This is a genomic window from Stenotrophomonas sp. HMWF003, from assembly GCF_003061285.1.
Lineage (GTDB): Bacteria > Pseudomonadota > Gammaproteobacteria > Xanthomonadales > Xanthomonadaceae > Stenotrophomonas > Stenotrophomonas maltophilia_AP.
The window spans coordinates 2,345-5,375 of sequence record NZ_QAIW01000206.1 but is presented as its reverse complement, the minus strand read 5'-3'; the positions used below and the strand labels follow the sequence as shown (position 1 = coordinate 5,375).

General features: G+C 68.4%; 4 protein-coding genes. 1 reads left to right on the top strand and 3 read right to left on the bottom strand.

The window, feature by feature from the left end:
* Nucleotides 1-321, top strand: a 321-nt coding sequence (locus DBR34_RS08405) for an MFS transporter (protein WP_146186799.1), incomplete at its 5' end; no start/stop codon positions are given.
* A gap of 65 nt (nt 322-386) precedes the next feature.
* Here the strand turns inward: DBR34_RS08405 and DBR34_RS08400 are convergent.
* From DBR34_RS08400 to DBR34_RS08390, 3 genes are all read right to left on the bottom strand, one after another.
* The gene (locus DBR34_RS08400; protein ID WP_128096453.1) at nt 387-1,205 is read right to left on the bottom strand and encodes a hypothetical protein; all 819 of its coding nucleotides are present in this window, start codon (nt 1,203-1,205) and stop codon (nt 387-389) included.
* Between the two features lie 35 nt (nt 1,206-1,240).
* The gene (locus tag DBR34_RS08395) at nt 1,241-1,738 is read right to left on the bottom strand and encodes a hypothetical protein (RefSeq protein ID WP_128096452.1); all 498 of its coding nucleotides are present in this window, start codon (nt 1,736-1,738) and stop codon (nt 1,241-1,243) included.
* A gap of 62 nt (nt 1,739-1,800) precedes the next feature.
* Nucleotides 1,801-2,817 carry an SMI1/KNR4 family protein gene (locus DBR34_RS08390; RefSeq protein ID WP_128096451.1) on the bottom strand — a complete coding sequence of 339 codons (1,017 nt, stop codon included), beginning with the start codon at nt 2,815-2,817 and terminating at the stop codon, nt 1,801-1,803.
* Between the last annotated feature and the right edge of the window lie 214 nt (nt 2,818-3,031).

The window sequence follows — 3,031 nt, the reverse complement described above, 5'->3', positions numbered from 1 at the left end:
CACGGCTGGCTGGTGGCCGGCTGCATCCTGCTGTTCGTGGCGTTCTTCGCGGTGGGTCCGGGCGTGTGCGTGTGGCTGGCGCTGTCCGAACTGATGCCCACCCGCATCCGCTCCAACGGCATGAGCATCGCGCTGCTGATCAACCAGTTCGTGTCCACCGTGATCGCCGCGATCTTCCTGCCCACCGTGGGCCACCACGGCTACGCCAGCATGTTCTTCTTCTGGGCTGCGTGCACGCTGCTGTACTTCCTGATCGCCGCGTTCTGGCTGCCGGAAACCAAGGGCAAGTCGCTGGAACAGATCGAAGCCAACTTCCGCTGACGCGCCGGGCTCCCTTCCATATTCCACCGTAGCGCCGGACTCTGCCCGGCTGCCTCTTCGACGCCCTACCGTAGCGCCGGGCTCTGCCCGGCTGTCTGCCGGTCCAGCCCCACCGCAGGCAGCGACGCGGTGTACAAAGACACGGTGTAACTACCGTCATACCCCGACTGCGCACGGTCGCCAGCGGCATACCCGATCGGCCCATCGCCCACGCGCTGATCGCCAACCGCGAGTACGCCACACGTCGGCGCGCACACCCACGCCTCACCGCCGCGGGCACCCACGCGTACACCCAGCGGTGCGAGCGTACGCAGCAGGTAGCCCGCCGGCGCGTAGTCGGGCAGGTTCGGCCGCCCCAGCCGCTGGCTGGCATGCACGTTGCCCAGCAGCGCAATCACGCGCCCGCCGGGGTGCACCGCACGCGTGATGTGCTCGGCCATGCCCACGTCGCGGGTGCCGGCGCGTTCCTCGTCCACTGCGATAACCGCGATGCGGCGGCCGTCGGCGTGGAGTCGGCGCAGCCGTTCCAGCAGCGCCAGCATCGCCGTGCTGGACCGCCCGTCCTGGGTGGAGCGGGTCCAGAACGGGCCGGCCAGCAGCGCCGCCCGCGCGTCCGGGGTACCCGCCGATGCCAGGTAGGCGTCCAGCCGCGCCTGTTCCCGGGCGCTGATTTCCAGCGCAACGGTGACCGCCGTACCCTCGGCGGCGGCGGCGCAGGCCAGCTCGCCCACGAAGGCCGGCGCCTGATCGGTGCCATGTATCTCACCCACCAGCACCACCGCGGGCGACGGCATCGCCGCCGGCCAGCGGCAGGGTTCGCTGGCGCGTGCCGGGAGCACCCCCATGGCCATTGCCAGGCCGACCAGCCAGGTTCGTGCGTGCATCGAGCAGACTCCTTTCCGCCGTAGGGCCCTTTCCGTCAGGGCGTTTTCCCGGTGATTTCCGTGTACATGCGCTGTGCCTGGTCCGGGTCCACCAGCCCGGACACCTGCATGCCCTTGCCAAACGGGCCCTGGATGGTCGCCACCGACAGCACCCTGTCGCCCACGCTGAAGGCAACCCGGCGGCCAACGCGCGCTTCGGTGGCGGCATGGATGCGCGACGCGGACGCGTCCTTCATGGTGAGGGTGAGCACGGGCGCACCACGATGCAGATCGACGTCCAACGCCACCGATTCCACATCCGCAGTGGTGATGAACGCCGGCTCCAGCACGGCCAACGGCTGGCCGTTCTCATCCGTCAGCCGGGTCGTCCCGGCGCGCCCCTGCTCGTCCACGTCGCGCATCTGGATACGCACCTGCGGCAGCGGGGCTGCCGATGGCGGCGCCATTGGCATGTTGAGGTCTGCGACCGGCTGGCAGCCGGCCATGCAGACGATGCCGGCCAGCAGCAGTGCGGCCCTCCGATTCCTGCCCATGCGTGGTGCTCCTTGCGGGTGAGTGCCGGGCAATGCCTGGCAGGGGTCTGGGTCCAACAGTATCAAGTCTGCTCCACCGCCACGGCAGCCAGCAGCGCCTGTTCGGCCGCCGCGCTGAAGCGCCAGCCTCCTTCCACCGGCACGATCGCCCCCTCGGCCACCCGTGTATCCCACCACTCTTCGACGAAGCCGGGCGCGAACCCACCGGTCTTGAAGCCGAAGGGTGCCACGACCAGGTCGAACGGCAGCATGAGTTCGTAGCACGGCGTTGCGTAGTCGTCCTGTTCGGCCGGAAGTTTGACGAAATGGGTGAACGAGGTGGCCGTGGTCAGCTGCGAGTACAGCCAGAACATCAGGTCGTACATGCGGTGCGAATCGGGGTCGGCATGCAGCGCGAAGAAGCCCTTTTCCTCAGTGATCCGGCGCGCCAGCGCACGCAGCACGCGCTCACCCTCGGGCAGCACATCGGCCGATGCCTCCAGCGCACGCTGCACGATCGGCGACAGCGTGCCGCGGTCCACGGTGACCAGATCGATCTCCAGGGTTTCGGCTGCATCGTTGAACGCTTCTTCATCCACCAGTCCGTGGATGAAGGTGGTGAAGTCCGGGGCGACCGGCGTGATCGCGTAGTCCGCTTCCTGGTCCACGTGCACCACCTGCGGTTCGCCCTGCGGGCCGCACTGGCGGTAGTCGAGCATGATCAGGTCGTGCCCGGCGCTGGGGCAGTCGGCGATGACGATCCCGATGTCCGGGTAGCCCCACTCGCGCTGCATGAACCGCGTGCCGATCTCCCCGCCCAACGAGTACCGTGCCTGGCGTCCGATGGCGTGCAGGCCGCTGACTTCAATGTGGTCGTCGGCCCAGCTGGTGGCTTCGTCCATCGGATGGCAGCTGCGCTGCAGCAGGCCGCCGTTGTGACGGCGGGCCAGTGCGATGTACGCATCGGGGAAGCGATAGCCGAATTCGGCCTGCAGTTCGGCAATGAGCGCATCGCTGGGCGGCGGCTCCTGGTAGTTCTGCTGCGAATACTCGCAGTCGTTCCAGAAATCGGAGAAGTCGAACGTGGCGAACGGATCCATCGGCGGCGGTGTTTCCCTGTGACAGCGTCCGAGTATAGAGCGGTCACTCACGGCACCCGCGCGCAGACCCACACCGCGGCATCGGGCAGGCCGACGCGTTGCAGGGCGTGCACGGCCGCGTCGAGCGTGGCGCCGGTGGTCATCACGTCATCCACCACGGTCAACCGCGCCGGCGGTGGGGTGGTGATCGCAAAGGCGTCGTGCAGATTGCGCC